At 62.3% G+C, this 13,665-nt stretch carries 21 protein-coding genes, 1 tRNA gene and 1 other RNA gene; 19 read left to right on the forward strand and 4 right to left on the reverse strand.

Translation table 11 applies throughout. The features are described 5' to 3' along the window. Positions 1–136: 136 nt before the first annotated feature. Positions 137–757: a GNAT family N-acetyltransferase gene (locus tag DESTE_RS00060; RefSeq protein WP_035063760.1), complete on the reverse strand. Its 621-nt coding sequence runs from the start codon at positions 755–757 to the stop codon at positions 137–139. 375 nt (positions 758–1,132) lie between these two features. Then, a tRNA-Gly gene (locus DESTE_RS00065) sits at positions 1,133–1,207 on the reverse strand. Between the two features lie 383 nt (positions 1,208–1,590). Here DESTE_RS00065 and DESTE_RS00070 point away from each other — a divergent pair. After that, positions 1,591–1,959: a DUF302 domain-containing protein gene (locus DESTE_RS00070; RefSeq protein ID WP_245590667.1), complete on the forward strand. Its 369-nt coding sequence runs from the start codon at positions 1,591–1,593 to the stop codon at positions 1,957–1,959. Positions 1,960–2,154: 195 nt separating this feature from the next. Here the strand turns inward: DESTE_RS00070 and DESTE_RS17355 are convergent, their stop codons facing one another. Next, positions 2,155–2,892: an XRE family transcriptional regulator gene (locus tag DESTE_RS17355; protein WP_084559282.1), complete on the reverse strand. Its 738-nt coding sequence runs from the start codon at positions 2,890–2,892 to the stop codon at positions 2,155–2,157. A 235-nt stretch (positions 2,893–3,127) separates the two neighbouring features. Between DESTE_RS17355 and DESTE_RS00080 the strand changes: the two genes are divergently transcribed. The 16 genes from DESTE_RS00080 to DESTE_RS00150 all read left to right on the forward strand — a co-directional run bounded on the left by DESTE_RS00080 (position 3,128) and on the right by DESTE_RS00150 (position 11,433). Beyond that, on the forward strand, positions 3,128–3,604 hold the full coding sequence (locus tag DESTE_RS00080) for a hypothetical protein (RefSeq protein ID WP_245590668.1): 477 nt from the start codon (positions 3,128–3,130) through the stop codon (positions 3,602–3,604). Beyond that, entirely contained in the window at positions 3,601–3,885 is a 285-nt protein-coding gene (locus DESTE_RS00085; RefSeq protein ID WP_156925215.1) for an XRE family transcriptional regulator, read from the forward strand. Before DESTE_RS00080 ends, DESTE_RS00085 begins: the two co-directional genes overlap by 4 nt. A gap of 310 nt (positions 3,886–4,195) precedes the next feature. Continuing rightward, a complete protein-coding gene (locus DESTE_RS00090) occupies positions 4,196–4,387 on the forward strand; it encodes a hypothetical protein (protein WP_156925216.1) in 192 nt (63 codons plus the stop codon). A gap of 41 nt (positions 4,388–4,428) precedes the next feature. Next, entirely contained in the window at positions 4,429–6,600 is a 2,172-nt protein-coding gene (locus DESTE_RS00095) for a Mu transposase C-terminal domain-containing protein (RefSeq protein ID WP_035063771.1), read from the forward strand. Beyond that, positions 6,597–7,298, forward strand: a complete 702-nt coding sequence (locus tag DESTE_RS00100) for an AAA family ATPase (protein ID WP_035063774.1) — start codon at positions 6,597–6,599, stop codon at positions 7,296–7,298. The genes DESTE_RS00095 and DESTE_RS00100 overlap by 4 nt, the downstream gene beginning before the upstream one ends. Positions 7,299–7,302: 4 nt before the next feature. Continuing rightward, complete coding sequence (locus DESTE_RS00105; protein ID WP_035063777.1) at positions 7,303–7,947, forward strand: YpbB family protein; 645 nt, start codon at positions 7,303–7,305, stop codon at positions 7,945–7,947. A gap of 2 nt (positions 7,948–7,949) precedes the next feature. Further along, complete coding sequence (locus tag DESTE_RS00110; protein WP_035063779.1) at positions 7,950–8,159, forward strand: hypothetical protein; 210 nt, start codon at positions 7,950–7,952, stop codon at positions 8,157–8,159. Then, positions 8,159–8,668 carry a host-nuclease inhibitor Gam family protein gene (locus DESTE_RS00115; protein ID WP_035063782.1) on the forward strand — a complete coding sequence of 170 codons (510 nt, stop codon included), beginning with the start codon at positions 8,159–8,161 and terminating at the stop codon, positions 8,666–8,668. Before DESTE_RS00110 ends, DESTE_RS00115 begins: the two co-directional genes overlap by 1 nt. 16 nt (positions 8,669–8,684) lie before the next feature. Continuing rightward, a complete protein-coding gene (locus DESTE_RS00120) occupies positions 8,685–8,978 on the forward strand; it encodes a hypothetical protein (RefSeq protein WP_035063783.1) in 294 nt (97 codons plus the stop codon). Further along, complete coding sequence (locus DESTE_RS00125) at positions 8,975–9,265, forward strand: HU family DNA-binding protein (RefSeq protein ID WP_035063785.1); 291 nt, start codon at positions 8,975–8,977, stop codon at positions 9,263–9,265. Before DESTE_RS00120 ends, DESTE_RS00125 begins: the two co-directional genes overlap by 4 nt. Then, an RNA gene (locus tag DESTE_RS17360) (hammerhead ribozyme type II) lies at positions 9,265–9,329 on the forward strand. The genes DESTE_RS00125 and DESTE_RS17360 overlap by 1 nt, the downstream gene beginning before the upstream one ends. 47 nt (positions 9,330–9,376) lie before the next feature. Next, on the forward strand, positions 9,377–9,673 hold the full coding sequence (locus tag DESTE_RS00130) for a helix-turn-helix domain-containing protein (RefSeq protein ID WP_035063787.1): 297 nt from the start codon (positions 9,377–9,379) through the stop codon (positions 9,671–9,673). A 75-nt stretch (positions 9,674–9,748) separates the two neighbouring features. After that, the gene (locus DESTE_RS00135; protein WP_245590669.1) at positions 9,749–10,123 is read left to right on the forward strand and encodes a hypothetical protein; all 375 of its coding nucleotides are present in this window, start codon (positions 9,749–9,751) and stop codon (positions 10,121–10,123) included. Next, a complete protein-coding gene (locus tag DESTE_RS00140) occupies positions 10,120–10,623 on the forward strand; it encodes a regulatory protein GemA (protein WP_035063791.1) in 504 nt (167 codons plus the stop codon). The genes DESTE_RS00135 and DESTE_RS00140 overlap by 4 nt, the downstream gene beginning before the upstream one ends. Next, a complete protein-coding gene (locus tag DESTE_RS00145) occupies positions 10,620–10,985 on the forward strand; it encodes a hypothetical protein (protein ID WP_035063798.1) in 366 nt (121 codons plus the stop codon). The genes DESTE_RS00140 and DESTE_RS00145 overlap by 4 nt, the downstream gene beginning before the upstream one ends. Continuing rightward, on the forward strand, positions 10,966–11,433 hold the full coding sequence (locus tag DESTE_RS00150) for a helix-turn-helix domain-containing protein (RefSeq protein ID WP_035069229.1): 468 nt from the start codon (positions 10,966–10,968) through the stop codon (positions 11,431–11,433). The genes DESTE_RS00145 and DESTE_RS00150 overlap by 20 nt, the downstream gene beginning before the upstream one ends. Before the next feature lie 2 nt (positions 11,434–11,435). On the opposite strand, the gene DESTE_RS17810 is transcribed toward DESTE_RS00150, so the two are convergent. Continuing rightward, complete coding sequence (locus DESTE_RS17810) at positions 11,436–12,773, reverse strand: ApeA N-terminal domain 1-containing protein (RefSeq protein WP_156925217.1); 1,338 nt, start codon at positions 12,771–12,773, stop codon at positions 11,436–11,438. A 137-nt stretch (positions 12,774–12,910) separates the two neighbouring features. On the opposite strand from DESTE_RS17810, the gene DESTE_RS00155 reads away from it, so the two are divergent. Both DESTE_RS00155 and DESTE_RS00160 read left to right on the forward strand, forming a co-directional pair. Further along, positions 12,911–13,312, forward strand: coding sequence for a putative holin (locus tag DESTE_RS00155; protein WP_035063800.1), 402 nt, complete (start codon positions 12,911–12,913; stop codon positions 13,310–13,312). Next, a partial coding sequence (locus tag DESTE_RS00160; RefSeq protein ID WP_035063803.1) for a transglycosylase SLT domain-containing protein occupies positions 13,312–13,665 on the forward strand: 354 nt, incomplete at its 3' end. The genes DESTE_RS00155 and DESTE_RS00160, both read left to right, overlap by 1 nt.

Raw genomic sequence — 13,665 nt, forward strand, 5'->3', positions numbered from 1 at the left:
GCGTGACGACATCATGTTGCGCGCAGGCGTTCTTTTTTTCTGATGCGTGCCGACCGCCGCGCCCTGTTTCTGTGGGAGATGCAGGCGGCCTGTTGAAAGCCTGCCGTCATGTTCGCCCGTCATTCGTTGCAGTTCTTCAGGCAGGACGGGCCGCATTCCGTTCGTCGAGCCGCTTGCGCGCCTCTATGGCCACCAGCCGCACGAAGCCGCCCGCCACGGACATCACCCGGATGTCCCGGCGCAGTTCGCGATAGCCGTGCTCTTTGTAGAAATCCAGGGCGTTGAGCGAGGCCGTCAGGCGCAGTTCCGGCCAGCCCTGCTCCACGGCGCGGCGTTCCAGTTCGCGCAGCAACGCAGTGCCGGTGCCGGGCGGGGCTTGCGGCGCGGCGTACAGGTAGGCCACCTCGTCGCCGCGCAGCGCGCCAAAGCCGACAACAGGCGGGGCAGGCGGGGGGGATGGCGCGGCGGTGAGCGCGGGTTTTCGTGGTCCGCAGGTTGCTGCACCCGGTGGTTCCCCTGGCGCGTCCTCAACTGGCGGCGCAAGTGGGGCGTCAACCAGGGCCTCGGCCACCAGAAACGGGTTCATGCCCAGTTCGAGTTCCCGGCGAAACTGCTCTGCGGTGCGGCCCGCGCACCATGCGGACAGTTGCGCCGTGTCATAGCTGCACGCGGCCTTGCCGTGGATGGCGGCATGGAACACGGCGAGGATGGCGGCTGCGTCGTCCGGAGTGGCAAGGCGGATGGCAATGCGGGGCATGGGGCGTCCTGCGGCTGGGGTGATGTTTCCGGCATATGCCGGGAACGACCGGTGAGCAACCGCTTTGCCGGGTTGCGGCAACTGCGTGCGATGCTGTTGCACGCAGAAGGATGCGCTCCATGTGGGGCGGAGAAGGATTGACCGTGACCAGAAAGGTCCACCATGCTGGAGCCGTGTCTGCCTGGCTTGAGCCGGGCCTGTCTGATCGGGGTGGGCGGGCAGGGCGGGGTTGGGCCGGGCTTGATTGAGACAGGTTGGATGGATCGGGCAGAGAGGTCGCGTGTCGTCGTGAGGCGTCTGTCAGTGCCTGTCCGCCGTCGGAAACGACAAAGGCCGCCTTGCGGCGGCCTTCCGTGCCCATGTTGGGCGAAATTTTGGAGCGGGAGACGGGATTTGAACCCGCGACTTCAACCTTGGCAAGGTTGCACTCTACCACTGAGTTACTCCCGCCCTTTCGGGCGGCACGCGGTGCGGCGAAACCGCCGTTCCCTCGTGCGGAGGGAGAGCTACCCTGTTTGGCGGGGACTTGTCAACAAGCATGTGCGAAAAAAAGGCGCATCGGGCTGGGGCGGCAGCGCAACACGGGCGGCGAGGCGGGACAGAGGCGCCATGTACCGTTTCACGCGCGAGGGAAAGGGCGTAGGGTGATGATATCTGCCTGTATCGGGCGCGCCGGATGTCGGGAACGGAAATCTCGAGGATGCGCAGTGGGCATATCGTGTCGGTTCCTGCGAGCAACCGTTCGGAAGAAAGGAGGAGCTATGATGGAAGCGAGAAGCGACGGGGTGGTTTGCGTGACCTGTCAGGGAACGGTTCCGGAGGTTTGCGAGCGTTTGCTGAGAACTCTGGACGACATGAACGAGCCTGTGTTCTGCACCGTGGACCATGCGGCCAACGCGGAAAGAGCTGGGCTGCGCATGCCTGCCACGCGGGTGGTGACGTTCGGAAACCCCGCAGTGGGCACGCTGCTGATGCTTGAAGCTCCGGCCATCGCCATGGACCTGCCGTTGCGCATGCTGGTGCGTGAGGCTGAAGGCGTCACCGTGCTGTCCTACGCACGACCGGAGGCGCTGGCCGTACGTCACGGCATTGATCCTTCCTTCGCCCCCGTGGCAAAGGTGTCCACGTTCATGGCGGGGCTGGCGGAGTATAGGGGGGCTAGACAGATGAGAAAGGGCGTTGGGCCTAGATCGAATCGGTAGAATGCGAGAAGAATGCAGGAACGACGCGGGGAAACGGGCGGTGGCGCTCTGCGTTGGCGGGGCTGATGATGAGTTGAGAACAACCGCCCGTCAGCGGCTACGATTGTCGCCGAACTTGAGAACAAGATGCCCCGGAGTTTGCGCAGAAAACAGCGCAAATTTCCGGGGCTTTTTTACGTCTTGTGTCGCAGCGGGTCAATTCAGTTCGCGGCCAACCCACACGGCACGCCCGATGATGCGGATGCCGTCGGCGAGGTCGCCGCGCGCATCAACCTCCAGCGGCGGATAGGCCGCGTTGTGGCTCGTCAGGACGAGCTTGCCGGGCGCGGCATTCACGACCTTGAGATACACCATGTCTTCGACGCCGACGGCGTAGATCTTCCCTGGGCGCGTTTCGCGCTGGCTCTGGTCGATCAACACCACGTCGCCGTTCAGCACGTAAGGTTCCATGCTGTCGCCATCGACGCGCATGAGCACCATGCTAGACGGTACGCCCTTACGCAGCAGGAAGTCTGTGCGGAAGGCGTAGCGCCGTTCCACGTCTTCTCCCACCTCGAAAGAGCCGTTCCCGGCGGATAGCCGGGCTTCGACCATTGGCACCATGACCAATTCGCAGTCAGCGCAGACGAGAGTCTCCGGCGCAGGCGGTATGCTTGCTGCCCCCTCCTGAGATGCTGGCGCGACAGCGTGGTCGTAAACAACGCTGGCCACACCCTTGGGGAGCGCCATCTCACCCTCGCCTGTTATGAGCCAGTGGGTTGAGATGGAAAATGCTCTACATACCCTCAATATTACATCTGAATTCGGCAGGGACGCACCGCTTTCATAGCTCCGCAGCGTGTTGGCGTTGATGTCTATGCGGCGGGCAAATTCCGCTCTTGGCATGTTGCCCCGTACTTGGGCAATCCGGGCGGCAATTGTGTTGGTGTCCATGCACGTCTTCCCCTAGGAAACATGTGCGCAAACTTGTGCGTTTGTGCGCATTTATAAGCACTTGATTTTGTGAATTTTCGAGTGCTTTTTGTTTATTTTTAACATGTGCGTGCATTTTTGATTGACCACCGCTTAAAAATATACAAGAACAGGAGTGCGGAGGTTGCACACAATCCTAGCAAGCCCAACCTACCCGCCCCAGTGTCATGGGTCAACGGCAGTAGACCACTATTGATTGGACGGTCTGCTCATTCCAGAACCCGAATTTTGGACGGCGAACATGCGGCAGTGCTCCCTTTTCGATGATCGCGAAGACGACGCCGCGCTGGCGGGCCTTGTGGCCAACGTGCGCGCGGCGCTGAATCGCGCCGTCGGGCAGGACGAGGACGGACGCAAGCTCCTTGTGGACCGCATCAACGCCATTGCCCGCTCCGGTTCCCTGCGCCTGACGGCAGGCAACTCGAAGGGGATCAGCAAGGACATGCTGGACAAGTGGGTGGCCCCCGGTGACCGCGACCACACCCCCTCGCTTATGGCGGTGGTGGTGGTTTGCAAGGCGACCGGAGACGCCGGGCCGTTGCGCGTAATTTTGCGCACGATGGGACTGGACGTGATGACCGACGAAGACCGGAAGCTGCGGGATTATGGCCGGGCGTGCCTGCAAGAGAAGAAGGCACGTAAGCACAAGAAAATGCTGGAGGACGAAATATGATGAATCTGGAGCAGCGACAGATTTGCGGGGCGCGCCGGGCGCGGATGCGCTTCCGGATCCGCGAGGCGCTGGACCGCAACAACACCAACGCCAAGCGCCTCGCGGCGGACCTGGGCATTTCCCACCAAGCTGTCCTGAAAGTGCTGCAAGGCAACTCGCACTCACAGCGGGTGCTTGACGCCCTGCGGGCTGCCGGTGTGCCGGAGCGGTATCTGTTTGACCCCCGGTCCGAACACGTTGTGGCGCAGGACACCACGCATGAAGAAGGCAAGGTGGCGTGATGGCGACAGAATATGTGGCCTACTGCTGGCCCAACGGACAGATTCAGGTCGGCGCGCGATGCCCCCGAGGAACGATGCCGTTGTTTCGCGGCACCCGACACCATCTGGTGAGGGCCATTCGGGAAACTGCATTGGGAATCCATGACAACCGTATGTGGGTTGTTCCAGGCGTGTCCGAGGCAACGACACGCGACGAACGAGAGGCCGTGGCAAACACCTACTCGGAACAAGTGTTGTGTAGTCAGTCCTTTATCTTTTCCGCTGTACAGAGGGCACTGTGATGAGCCGGTATTGCGTTGAGGCCGTGAACATGGACATGGCTACCGACAGAATCAGCAGGTTCATTCCCGAAGGCGTGGCCGTCACCGCAGAGGATGCCATTATGCAGGTCTTCTATCCTGGTGGCCAACCGGCCAACAATCTCCCTTTCGGCTCATACCGCGTCACGGTCTACATCAACAATATGCGCACCGTGGAAACGAGCACCTACAGATTCAACTAGGGCCACAAGGCAGCGGAACCAGCAGCACCACGGCGGCAGATATGAAGACGATCAAAGAGGCATACGCCACCCAAGAACTAATTCGCCTCTTGGGGTTGAGCACACACACTTCGGTGAACCGCCGTGCAGAGCGCGAAGGGTGGGATTCCCGCAAGCGCCAAGGGCGCGGCGGTGGCAACGAATGGCTCATTGCGTCCATGCCCGAAGATACGGCCCTCGCCATCCGGTCGGCGGAACTGCGCGAGATAGCGACCGCCGAGCAGGACTACGCCCCGGTGCCGGTGAACGAGTTGTCCCCCATGGATGCAACGCGCCGCGCCTTGGCGCTTGCCCGGTCGGACCTTGTACGGCTGTACATGGGGTGGCTGCGCAAGCACGGCACTACCGTGCAGGCCCGCGCCGACTTCATGGCGGCCTACGAGGGCGGGGCATGGCCCGAACTGTTGCAGAAGGTGAGCAAGACAAGCTGGAAAACGCTGGAACGCTGGAAGGTGCAGCAGCGCCGCGCGGGCGACCTGATGGCCATTGCGGACAAGCGCGGCCTTGCCCACCGGGGCAAGTCGCTGCTTACCGAGCGGCACCGCCAGATCATCCTCGGCAAGGCGCTGCACATCAACAACCCGGCCATCAGCTACGTGTGCAATCAGGTAACCGGCCTGTGCAAGGCCGAGGGGTTGCACGTGCCATCGCCTGCCACCATCCGGCGCTTCCTGAACCAGTACATGGGCGACTGCCATGCGGAATGGACCTTCATCCGCGAGGGCAAGAAGGCGTGGAACGACAAGGCCGCCATCTGGTTCGAGCGCAACTGGGGGCTGGTGGAGGTGGGCGACATCCTCATCGCCGACGGCCACACCCTGAACTTCGAGACGACCAATCCGGACACGGGCAAGCCCTGCCGCATGACCATGGTGCTGTGGTTCGACGGGGCCAGCAACTACCCGCTGGGGTGGGAACTGATGCCCACCGAGAACACGGCCAGCATCAGCGCCGCCCTGCGGCGGGCCTGCATCCGCCTCGGCAAGGTGCCGCGCATCGCCTACCTCGACAACGGCAAGGCGTTCCGCGCCAAGCACTTCAAGGGCTGCGCCGACTTCCGGCAGGCCGGGATCGTGGGCCTGTACGAAGACCTGGGCGTGCAGGTGATCCACGCATGGGCCTACCACGGCCAGTCCAAGCCCATCGAACGATTCTTCGGCACCTTTCACGAACTGGAAAACTGGGTGCCCTCGTACACGGGCCGCAGCATCGACACCAAGCCCGCCCGCATGCACCGGGGCGAGGCGATGCACCGCAAGCTGTACGACGCCCTCGGCGGACGCCCGCTGACAGTGCAGGAAACGCACGCGGCCATCGCCCATTTCTTCGATGCCTACGTGCTGCGTCCGCAGCGCGGCCACCTTGCCGGGCGCACCCCGCACGAAATTTTTAGCGCCGGGCGCGGGCCGGGCCTGACAGCCGATGACCTGAACCGGCTGAACCTGTGGATGCTCTCGCGCGAGGTGCGGGAAATCGACCGGGGCGGCACGGTGCGCCTGCTTGGCCGCCGCTACTTCGCGCCGGAACTGTACGGCAAGAAGCACGCGGTCGTGGTGCGCTACGACGACCAGCGCCCGCAGAGCGTGCTGGTGTACGCCACCGACGGTCGTTTCCTTGCCGAGGCGCGCGAGATGCAAACCCTGCATCCCGCTGCCTACTACCTGGGCGAAGGCGAACACCGCGAACAGCTTGCCGACGCCCTCGCCATCCGGCGCGAGCAGGAGAAGCTGGCCGGGGCCAGTTCGCGGGCGCTGCTGGATGCGGTGATCATTCCCGAACACCGGCAGCGCATGGCGCAACTGGCCAGCGATGCCCCTGCGGCGCTGCCCGAAGGCGAACGTGCCATCCCGGCCCCCGCCCGCCGCGAACTACCCATCCCCACCATCACCGACGACGAGCGCCGCGCCCACGACGCCATGCTGGCTGAACACCGCGCCCGCATGGCGGCCCGCCCGGCCTACGAGGCCCCCTCGTTCTTCGCCTCGCAGCTCGACCGCTACGAGTTCCTTTTCCAGATTTCCGAGGTTCAGGGCCTGCCCCTGACCGAGGCCGACGCCGCCTTCAAGGCCGAGTACGAGCAGTCGGACGAATACCTTGAGGTGGCCCTGCCCCGCTACGAACAGCAACGCCGCCTGATTGCGCGCATGGCGGCCATGGAGGCTCGCGCATCATGAAAAAGGGCATCTTCATCGAAACGGACAACGTGGCGCGCCTGCGCCGGGCCTTGCGGCAGGCGGAAGACACTGAACGTGGCCGCCCCGGCATGGTGGCGGTGTGGGGCGAGGCGGGCGTGGGCAAGACCATTGCCGCGCACAGCATGTACGCCCAGCACGGCGGGGCCTTTCTGCGGGTGCTGGAGGGCATGACCCAGCACGCCTTCCTTCAGGAACTGTGCTGGGAACTGATGGAGGCGCGGCCCCACGGCGCGCACCGCTGCCGCGCCGAAATCCTGCGCGCCCTCGATGCCGAACCCGTGACCATCTACGTGGACGAGGCCGACCGGCTGGATCTGCGCCGCCTTGAAGACCTGCGCGACATCCACGACATGTCCGGCTGCCCGGTGGTGCTCATCGGCGAACAGCACCTCCCCGGCAAACTGTCGCAGCGCAGCCGCATCGACGACCGCATTCCCGACGAATACCGGGTGGCCTTCACCGGCATCAGCACGCAGGACGTGGCCATGTACGCCATGGAGGGGGCCGACCTTTCCCTGACCACCGACGCCGCCGCGCTCATCCACAAGCAGGCCAGGGGCAACTTCCGCAGGGTTCACAACCTGCTGCTGTCGGTGGAATCCGCCGCCCGCGCCAAGAACACCGGCACGGTGGATGCGGCCCTCGTCAAGGCGGCGCTGCCCGCCGGGCGGAGGTAGCCCCATGCGCACCGAAGCCATGGACGCCCTGCGTGCCGCCCTGCGCACCTTCTGCCCCACTCCCGACAACGTGGTGGACGTGCCGCAGCTTGCCGAAGCCCTTGGCCTGACGACGGAAAGTCAACGCCAGTTGCTGCGCAGGCGGCTGCATACCCTCATGGCGCGGGGCGAAGTGGAGAAGGCGGACCGGGGCCTGTTTCGTTTCGTGCCGGGCAAGGAACCCAGCCGTAACGGAGAGAGCTACGAGCGCATGTGGCGGGCCATCCGTATTCAACCGCGCGGGTGGCAGTTGGTGGACATCGCGCAGATCGCCCGCGTGGAACGGTCCACCGTGGGTCGGTACGTGCGGTGGCTGGAAGACGAGGGGCACGTGGTCCGCTCTGGCCAGCAGTTGAACGCCACCATCTGGAGGACCACGGAGAAGGCGCGCAATCGCCGCGTGACGCCGTGGCCGCCCATCGACCTGCCGACACCCTACGAGGCCGAACGCAAGGCCACGGCCCAGCTCTGCCGCATCCTGCTGCTGGAAGACCCGGACACCACCAGCACGCGGCGCAAGATTCAGGAGCAGCTTGCCGTGCTTGTCGCACGGTTCCCCATCACAACCACCACAAACGGGGCCGACGCCCCGCCCGCCACGGAGGCATGACCATGGTGGCCGACAAGATCAGGGATGCCCGGCTGGCGCTGGGCGTGCTGGCCGGACAGGTCAGCGAGGAAACGTGGGGCCTCATCCGGTGCATCCAGAACGAACTGGATGCGGCAGCCGGACAGGTGGAAACCATGGAACAGACGTTCCCCGTGCCCGGCATGAGCGCCGGGGCCGGGGACACGACAGGCGAAACGCAGGAGACGCGCTGATGGCACGACGCAAGCCCAACCCGGTAATCATCGCCGACCGCCCGCAGGCCGAAGGCGCACTGGCGGAGATCGCGGTCATCGACCGCAAGCTGACCGGCATCGAAACGGACATGAATACGGCCATCGACGCGGCCAAGGCTGCCGCCGGTCAAGCCAGCGCCCCGTTGCTGGCCCGGCGGGCCGACCTTGAGAACGCGGTGGCCACGTGGGCCACGCTGAACAAGGCCGAACTGTTCATGGACCGCAAGAGCATCGACCTCGGCTTTGGCGTCGTCGGCTTCCGGCAGGCCACCAAGCTCAAGCAGGTGCCCAGGGTAACGGTGGCCATGACGCTGGAACGCCTGCGCGAGCTGGGCTTTCTCGACGGCATCCGGGTGAAGGAAGAGGTGAACAAGGAAGTGGCGGCGGGCTGGCCCGCCTCGAAGCTGGAGCTGGTGGGCCTGAAGCGGCACATCACCGACGACTTCTACATCGAAATCGCGCGCGAGGACGTGGAGCGCGCGGCCTGACGCACCGGAGGCGGACATGGCCCACGACAGCATCGACATCCCCCGCTACGCGCGGCTCTACGCCCAGCGCGTGCTGCGCAACACCAACCTGGACCCCGGCGACATGCCGGAACTGGCCCGCAACACCGAATTCAAGGCGCGGGCCGTGCGGGAAAAGGCCGACGTGACGCGCACCATCCGGCGAGAGGCGGGGCAACTGCTGGTGGCGTCGGGCCTGCCCGCCGATGCGGTGCGCAAAACCCTGCGTCTGGAGCACTGGTGGCAACCGGAACAGCGCGGCAGCGCGAAACAGAAGGAGAAGAGACGATGAACAAGAAAACGATGGTGGACACCGTGTTTGCCGGGGTAACGGCTTCCGGTCGCCCGCTGGCCAAGGCCGACGTGGAACACGTGCTGGACGCCTTCGGCGACGTGGCTGCGGCGGAACTGCTGGGCGGAGGCGAGGTGTCCGTGCCCGGCGTGGGCAAACTGGTGGCGGAAGAACGCGCCCCGCGCAAGGGCCGCAACCCCCGGACCGGGGAGCCCGTGCAGATCCCCGCGCGCAAGGTGGTGAAGTTCCGACCGAGCAAGGACATGAAAGCAGCCCTGGAGGGCTGATGCGAAACCGCCCTGCGGGGCGGTCGTCCGGCGGTGGCGCGCCGGGCCTGATGAGCAGCCATTTCCAACGGAGATTCAATGGGAAGAACACCTACACCTCCCGGACCGGCTATGTGCCGTGTCTATGAAGTCACCGGCACCAGCGTGCAGAAGGATTTGGCCCGCGTGCTGGGCATCGGGCAAAGCAGTGTGAGCATTGTCAACCGGACCGGGAACATCCCGGCGGACTGGCTGCTTACGCTGTTGCGGAGCCACGGAATCAACCCGGACTGGATTCTGACCGGCACAGGCCCCCGCCTTGTGTGGGTAGGGGCTGAAATCGACGCGGCCAGCCAGACCATCGCCGAGCTTCGGCAGCAGGTGCGCGAGTTGTCGGACAAATTGAGCCGCTACGGGGCGGTCGTCTAGGGAGCCTGCATGGCTGAATGCCGCAAAAAGTGCGCGTCAGTTTGCGTCAAAAACGGCGCAATCGGGTCGGGCACCGTGGAATTCTTCCCCGCAGTGGAATGGGGCGGCCCGCAAGGGCTGTACCGCCTGCGCATGGGCCGCAAGTGGCTGGAAGGCACGCATGGCACCATGCGGTTCCTGACGGTGCAAGAGGTTGCGGCGCTGTTGGCCTACCACATCTTTGGCGTGGATCTGCGCGAGGCGACACCTGCCCCCCGACCGGATCATCTGCCCCGGAAGAGCCTTGTGTCCGTGCGCACCGGGGGCACCGACGAACACCCCCTGCACGACGTGACCCGCATTTCCAGCGAGGCTCCCGTGCTGGGGGCCGACGGGCGCTGGTACGTGGCCGTGCATCTTTACGGGCGGGGCACCGTGCTGGTGCCCGCCGAGGAGTGTCACCCAAGGTGAGAAAGACGAGAACGAACGCGGCCCACCGCAAGGCCCTGCTGGGCAAATCCTCCATCGGCGTGAAGCAGCTCGGCATCGATGCCGACACCCTGCGCGAGATGCTGCGCAACCTGTTCGGCAAGGCATCGCGGGCCGAGCTGACCGCGCCGGAACTGGTGCGCCTGTGCGACCACCTGGCGCAACGCGGGGCCAAGTTCACGTCCAGCGCCGCACCGAGGGAAGGCAAGCCGTACAAGGTGAAGGCCGCCGGACGGCGCAGCGACTGGTACGAGATTCCCGAAGGGCCGCAGGCCGCCCGCAAGCGCGGCATCGCGGCCATGTGGCGCAGGCTGGGCTACGACATGACCAGTCTGGACACCCGCGTGCAGCGGGCCTTTGGCGTGGAGGCGTTCCGCTGGCTGGACGACGAGGATAACCTGCGCACGCTGGCAAGAGATCTGGAAGCGCGCCTGCGGGCCAGGGAACAGCGGGAGCAGGATGCGGCGGAGGCCACCGCGTGACGGACGAGGAACGCGCGGCGCTCGATGCGGCCATCCGGCAGCACTACGGAACGCCGCACCGGTTCTGCAAACAAACGGGGCTGCCGCGCGGCACGGTCTATCAGGTGCTGGCCGGGCGCTACGCGGGCGACATGGACAGGCAGGGGGAACGCATCCGGCAGGCATTGCGGCAACCCCGCCCCGCCGGGCTCGACGCGGCCAGCATCGGGCGGGTTCTGCGTCAACATGCCTGCGCCCGGTGCCTGTCGCGCGGCTCCGGCCTGTGCGACCGCTGCGAGCCCATGTTCGCGGCGCAGACACGAGACATCCTTGCCCTTGCGGGCCAGACGACGGAGGAAACAGATGGCGACGCTGATAGATGACGTGGTGAAGCTGGTGCGACACGGCTGGCGGCCCTATCAGGGCACCGTGGAAGCGGCGGTGTACGAGCGGCTGCGCTGCCCGCGCGCGCCGTTGCCCACGCCGGGCGCAACGCGGCGCGCCAGCGGGCCGTACTGGTTCCACCGGGCGGACGTGTTCCTGTGCATCGGCTGTGGCCGCCGGTGCAGCCTGAACCGCCCCGACGGCTTCGCGCCGCCACTGCCCATCCGCTACCCGTACAGCAGGGAACTGCCCTTCACCCTCACCCCGCAGGAAATGGTGACCCGGCTGCGCCTGCTGAACGTGAACCAGGCGGCTTACTGCCTGAACGCCAGCGCCAGCCAGATCTACCACTGGATAGCAGAGGGCAGGCTGCGGCGGCTGAAGGATTCGCCCGTGCGCGTCCCCGCCGAGGACGTGCAGGCCATGATGGAGGATTGGGAGGAGTAGGCTTATGTAAAGAAAGGGTTTTTTAGGACCCTTTTCTCTATCAGCTCCCATGAAAAACCAACGTGAAAAAGCAACGCTGCCCACATGATTTTTTTAAAAAAGCAACATAATTCTACATATCTATCGACACTAAATTTATGCCGAAACGGCTTTGAATAATGCGTAAGATCATTTCTGATTGTTACAGCGTCATTTACACACTTTTTAACGTTCACACTCACATCCCATGATGTGTTATTTCTAATGTCATTTATTAATTGAATAGTCTTGTCACGAAGCGTGAATTCATTGCTATTCTCAATGCTGTTTCTTATTCTTGTTTTTATTTTTTCATTATTTATGCTTAGCATAGAATTGTTTACGATGCTCATAATATGTTCAAATTCATTATCAGCGCAGTATTTTCCTCCATAAAATTCCCTTGCTAATATTTCTATCATTTGCATTAATTTATAAAGTTCATACTCAATATACGTTGTTTTTGATGAAAACACATCTCTAATCCCAAACACAATTCCTTCAAACAATTCATATTTATTAAAAAAACAAGAGAATACGGCTATTAAATCAGATTCGCTGGTGTAGAATATAATGCTTCTGTTAAAGTCTATATCATGAGAATAAGAAATGCTTGGTATTGATATTTCATACTTTTCGTCATTATCGTAAAGCGAAATATCAATTGGCATTATTGACTTTCCAATGAGAATAGAAAACAAGCCTTGAATTTTGCATACAATGTCATAAAAGTAATCATACGACTCTCTGCGCTCTGAGGTCACTACTATGTTCACTTGTGGTTCAAGCGATGCATTTCTAGATCCACATTTAAACATATACGACTCTACTATCTTGAGGTTGACACCATCCAAAATGTCAACATCAAGCCATGTCGATGAACCCTTCTTGATAGACAGTAATATTTCATCATCTTTGAAATCCACTGAATTATTCCCATGAACTTTGAACCACATAGAAAAATTTTCAAAAGAAAATGAACATTTTTCAAACCTATGAATATTTGAATCTATAGGTGACTCACCAATGACCACACCATTTGCATGGATTTTATGTGTAGAGCCGAGAGCGTTTAATGTGAAATTTTTGAGGAAGCAGTTTAAGAGAGTACAGCATCCACTATCGGTCATTCCATGCACAGAAAATAGTCCACCTTTTGCCCATTCTAGAATTCTATGTTCTTCAATAAATATTTTCAATTCTCCTGAGTTTTCAGTGTGATGGTAAGCACCTGGAAACCACATGTTAAGCGGATCATTGCTATCAACTTTCCACATCCCTAAAAGTTGGAAATCTTTATCGCCGTCAATAGTTCTATCCATACGCCCCCCATTTTCATTTTGAATACAGATGGCAACAGAACTCGCCCTAAATTCAACCTGAATATGTGTACACAGTTTTTTTAGCGTACGGAAAATACCACGTCTATGTGGCAGATCCTCCCCAAAAGGAGGATCGTATGCGTTTTACCCCCCGAAAACTTCCCAGGTTCCGTCCCCCGCGCATGGGCTGGTGCATGGCGCTGGCCGTTGTGCTGCTGCTTGGCGTGGCCCGTTTCGCGCCGCAGAACCTGCCCGTCATCATGTACAAGGGTTCGCTGCTCACGCTGGCCAGCGTGGGCGGCTACTGGCTGGCCCGCTGGGTGTTTCCCTATGGCCGCCCCGACCAGTGGCTGACCGGTGACCGCGCGGTAACCCTTGCCGCCAGCGCCGGGGCCATGCTGTCGGAGCGCATGGGCGTTTCGCTGCCCGTCGGTCCCGGCACCGTGCTGGCCGTGGCCGTGGCCATGGCCTGCGTGAGCATGATCTGCCGGGCGCTGCTGATGCTGGGGGCCATGCTGGCCGTGGGGCTGGGCCTGTGATGAGGGGACGTTCCTACACCGCACGCCGCGTCAGGCTTCACGGCCCCCTCATCCTGTGCGCGCTGCTTCTGCTCTGCGCACTCCCCGCCATCTCCCACGCCGTCACCATCCCGCCGGATGCCCAGCGCCACCGGGCCACGCTTACCCGTGAAGCCCGGTTCCGCTTCGGCATGGATGCGCCGGTGGCCACCTTTGCCGCGCAGATCCACCAGGAGAGCGAATGGCGCGCCGGGGCGGTTTCGCCCGTAGGCGCGCAGGGGTTGGCCCAGTTCATGCCCGGCACCGCCCGCTGGCTGCCCACCGTCATGCCCGATACGGGCCAGCCAGCGCCGTTCAACCCCGCGTGGGCCATC

It is taken from the genome of Nitratidesulfovibrio termitidis HI1 (genome assembly GCF_000504305.1).
Classification (GTDB): domain Bacteria; phylum Desulfobacterota; class Desulfovibrionia; order Desulfovibrionales; family Desulfovibrionaceae; genus Cupidesulfovibrio; species Cupidesulfovibrio termitidis.